Source organism: Klebsiella sp. TF21-TM (genome assembly GCF_019753495.1).
Classification (GTDB): domain Bacteria; phylum Pseudomonadota; class Gammaproteobacteria; order Enterobacterales; family Enterobacteriaceae; genus Klebsiella; species Klebsiella quasipneumoniae.
In genome coordinates this window covers 1-3,666 of sequence record NZ_JAIJYL010000073.1, presented here as the reverse complement: position 1 = coordinate 3,666, position 3,666 = coordinate 1, and the positions used below count along the sequence as shown (strand labels likewise).

Genomic DNA, 3,666 nt, shown 5'->3' with positions numbered 1-3,666 from the left:
GGTAAGCAGAGTTTTTGAAATGTAAGGCCTTTGAATAAGACAAAAGGCTGCCTCATCGCTAACTTTGCAACAGTGCCCGTTTTTCCGATGTGCCGAAATGCCCGCTTACCAGGGTGTGCAGCTCATTCAGAATATAATCATACATCTGATAATGCGCTTTCCACGGCTCCTGTGTGGCATTGACATAAAACCCGGCACCCTGGCCGAGATCGTACTCTTTATCATCCGCCACCTGACTGCCGCGCGGACTGGTATCCGGCGCGACAATCACCAGGCCGTGTTCCGCTGCGTAACGCTGTGCCCCGGCTTTGGTGATAAAATTCTGCTCGTTGCAGGTCAGCCCGGAAAGCCAGTACAGCACAGGACATTTCTCTGTTTTTGCCTGCGGCGGCAGAAACACGGAAAAAGTCATCGGCGTGCCGGTCACCGCAGAGTGGTGACGCCAGACTTCCTGGCTGCCGCCGAAACAGACGTGATGTTCAATCCGTTCCATAGTATCTCCCTGAATACGTTATCAGTAATGAATGACTGTGCGGATGGATTTGCCGTCGTGCATCAAATCAAAAGCTTCATTGATTTTATCCAGTTCCATGGTGTGCGTGACAAACGGCGCCAGCTCGATTTTGCCGCTCATGGCATCTTCCACCATTCCCGGCAACTGGGTACGCCCTTTCACGCCGCCGAACGCCGTGCCTTTCCAGACCCGGCCGGTCACCAGCTGGAACGGACGGGTTGAAATCTCTTTTCCGGCACCCGCCACCCCGATAATTACCGACTGCCCCCAGCCACGGTGCGCACTTTCCAGCGCCGACCGCATCACATTGACATTGCCGATACATTCAAAGGTATGATCCACACCCCATTTGGTCATTTCGACCAGCACCTGCTGAACAGGTTTGTCATAATCATTGGGATTAATGCAGTCTGTGGCGCCGAACTGTTTTGCCAGCTCAAACTTGGATGGATTGGTATCGATGGCAAAGATGCGCCCCGCTTTTGCCTGACGTGCGCCCTGCACCACGGCCAGCCCGATACCGCCGAGGCCGAATACCGCCACAGAATCCCCTTCCTGTACCTTCGCGGTATTGTGTACCGCGCCGATCCCGGTGGTCACGCCGCAGCCGAGCAGGCAAACCTGCTCCGCATTGGCCTGCGGATTGATTTTCGCCAGTGATACTTCCGCCACAACGGTATATTCGCTGAATGTCGAGCAGCCCATATAGTGATAGAGCGGCTGACCGTTATACGAAAAACGGCTGGTGCCGTCCGGCATCACGCCTTTGCCCTGGGTTTCGCGGACGGCAACACAGAGGTTGGTTTTACCGGAGGTACAGAAATCACACTCGCCGCACTCGGCGGTGTACAGCGGGATCACATGGTCGCCCGGTTTCACACTGGTCACGCCCTCACCGACCTCAACCACCACCCCGGCACCTTCATGGCCGAGCACCACCGGGAACAGACCTTCCGGATCATCACCGGAAAGCGTGTAGGCATCGGTATGGCATACCCCGGTGTGACTGATTTTCACCAGCACTTCACCTTTCTTCGGCGGTGCCACATCAATTTCAACAATTTCAAGGGGTAAACCCGGCCCGAAGGCGACTGCTGCGCGTGATTTCATAACGGTTCCTCTGTGTCTGAGGCTTATCATGGCAGGCGATAAGCACGAATGCCGTCCACCATACCGCACAACAGCGCTGCCTGTATAGCGCCGGTCAGCAGGTGGCCGCCACCGGTGCCGGTTTTCTGATCAGCAGACAGATTGCCAGCAGCAGACCGTACAGTGCCGTGCCAATCAGCCACACCGTACCGTCCGCACTCTGCTGTGTCTGACTGAAAATAAAAGCAAACAGCAGCGGGCCCGCCACGCCGGTCAGATTGGTCAGGCTGACCAGCACACCCTGTAGTTTTCCCTGATTTGCCGCCGATGCCCCGGCAGAGATAATGCCCTGCAATGCAGGCAGTGCAATTCCGCCGCCTGCCAGCAGGATCAGGACCGGATACACCATCCATCCGGAAGTGATAGCAGACATCAGTAAAAACGCGGTGGCATCGGCAATAAATCCGGCGAAAATAATGGTTTTCTCACTCAGCCGTTTTGCCAGCGCCCCGGCAACCACCGCCTGAAACAGTGCATGCATCGCCCCGAGTCCCGCCAGTGAAAAACCGACCGCCGCGCTGTCCCAGGCAAAGCGGCTCTCCGTAAACAATACCCAGACAGTGGCCGGGATCTGCCCGATAAGCTGCGCGGTAAAAAAGACAAACAGCAACAGCGCCAGAGGTTTAAGCAGTGTGATAAAGCTGATACCTGCGCTTTCTTGTTTCTGCTCCGCCGGTTTTTCTTCTGTCTGTACCGCCGGTTTAAAGATAAAAAAGACCATCAGAAAGGTGCAGGCATTCAGTATTGCCGCAATGACAAACGGCAGATGCGGTGAGATATCCCCCGCCAGTCCGCCGATAGCCGGCCCGGCAATCAGCCCGGCACCAAAGGCCGCACCGAGACGGCCGAACCAGGCGGTACGCTCGCTGACCGCCGTGCTGTCCGCCACTACCGAAGCCGCAACCGCGCCGGTGGCACCAGTGATCCCGGAGATAATCCGCCCGAGATACAACATCCACAGCACATTGGACAGTGCCAGCAGTGTGTAATCAAACGCGGCACCCGCCAGGGATAACAGCAGCACCGGTCTGCGCCCCAGCTTATCTGACCATCTGCCCAGCAGCGGAGCAAAACAGACCTGCATCACCGCATACAGCGCCAGCAGAATGCCGTAATGGTTTGCCACATCCGCTTCCGGGAGATATTCCCGCAGCAGTGACGGTAATACCGGCATGATCAGACCAATTCCCATCGCGTCCAGCAGTGTAATCACCAGCGCGATGACAGCGGGTTTATTCATTTTTCAGATCCTGTGTTAATTCCCTATCATTGATAGAGTTGGAATATATCCCTATCAATGATAGAGTGTCAATCTGAAAATCGGAGGAGACGGTCATGGCACGGCTGAACAGAGAATCGGTTATTGATGCGGCACTGGAACTGCTGAATGAGACAGGGATTGACGGGCTGACGACCCGCAAGCTGGCGCAGAAGCTGGGAATAGAACAGCCGACACTTTACTGGCATGTGAAAAATAAACGGGCGTTACTGGATGCGCTGGCGGTGGAGATCCTGGCGCGTCATCATGATTATTCACTGCCTGCGGCGGGGGAATCCTGGCAGTCATTTCTGCGCAATAATGCAATGAGTTTCCGCCGGGCGCTGCTGCGTTACCGTGACGGGGCAAAAGTGCACCTCGGCACCCGCCCTGATGAAAAACAGTATGATACGGTGGAAACCCAGTTACGCTTTATGACAGAAAACGGCTTTTCACTGCGCGACGGGTTATATGCGATTTCAGCGGTCAGTCATTTTACCCTTGGTGCCGTACTGGAGCAGCAGGAGCATACTGCCGCCCTGACCGACCGCCCTGCAGCACCGGACGAAAACCTGCCGCCGCTATTGCGGGAAGCGCTGCAGATTATGGACAGTGATGATGGTGAGCAGGCCTTTCTGCATGGCCTGGAGAGCCTGATCCGGGGGTTTGGGCACTGTTGCAAATAGTCGGTGGTGATAAACTTATCATCCCCTTTTGCTGATGGAGCTGCACATGAACCCATTCA

3 protein-coding genes and 1 pseudogene are annotated in these 3,666 nt (G+C 55.7%); 1 reads left to right on the top strand and 3 read right to left on the bottom strand.

The annotated features are described in order from the left end of the window. Positions 1 to 70: 70 nt before the first annotated feature. The 3 genes and pseudogenes from K5R89_RS26700 to tet(D) form a co-directional block, all read right to left on the bottom strand. A pseudogene (locus tag K5R89_RS26700) lies at positions 71 to 493 on the bottom strand (alpha/beta hydrolase-fold protein); the annotation flags it as partial. Positions 494 to 514: 21 nt separating this feature from the next. Next, a complete protein-coding gene (locus tag K5R89_RS26695; protein WP_000842134.1) occupies positions 515 to 1,624 on the bottom strand; it encodes an S-(hydroxymethyl)glutathione dehydrogenase/class III alcohol dehydrogenase in 1,110 nt (369 codons plus the stop codon). A 94-nt stretch (positions 1,625 to 1,718) separates the two neighbouring features. Next, entirely contained in the window at positions 1,719 to 2,903 is a 1,185-nt protein-coding gene (tet(D), locus tag K5R89_RS26690) for a tetracycline efflux MFS transporter Tet(D) (protein ID WP_001039466.1), read from the bottom strand. 95 nt (positions 2,904 to 2,998) lie between these two features. Between tet(D) and tetR(D) the strand changes: the two genes are divergently transcribed. Beyond that, a complete protein-coding gene (tetR(D), locus tag K5R89_RS26685; protein WP_023352616.1) occupies positions 2,999 to 3,607 on the top strand; it encodes a tetracycline resistance transcriptional repressor TetR(D) in 609 nt (202 codons plus the stop codon). Positions 3,608 to 3,666: the final 59 nt, after the last annotated feature.

What these genes read in the sequence shown, in the direction of transcription:
- K5R89_RS26695 (WP_000842134.1), bottom strand. Translation starts at nt 1,624, where the DNA reads ATGAAATCACGCGCAGCAGTCGCCTTCGGGCCGGGTTTACCCCTTGAA.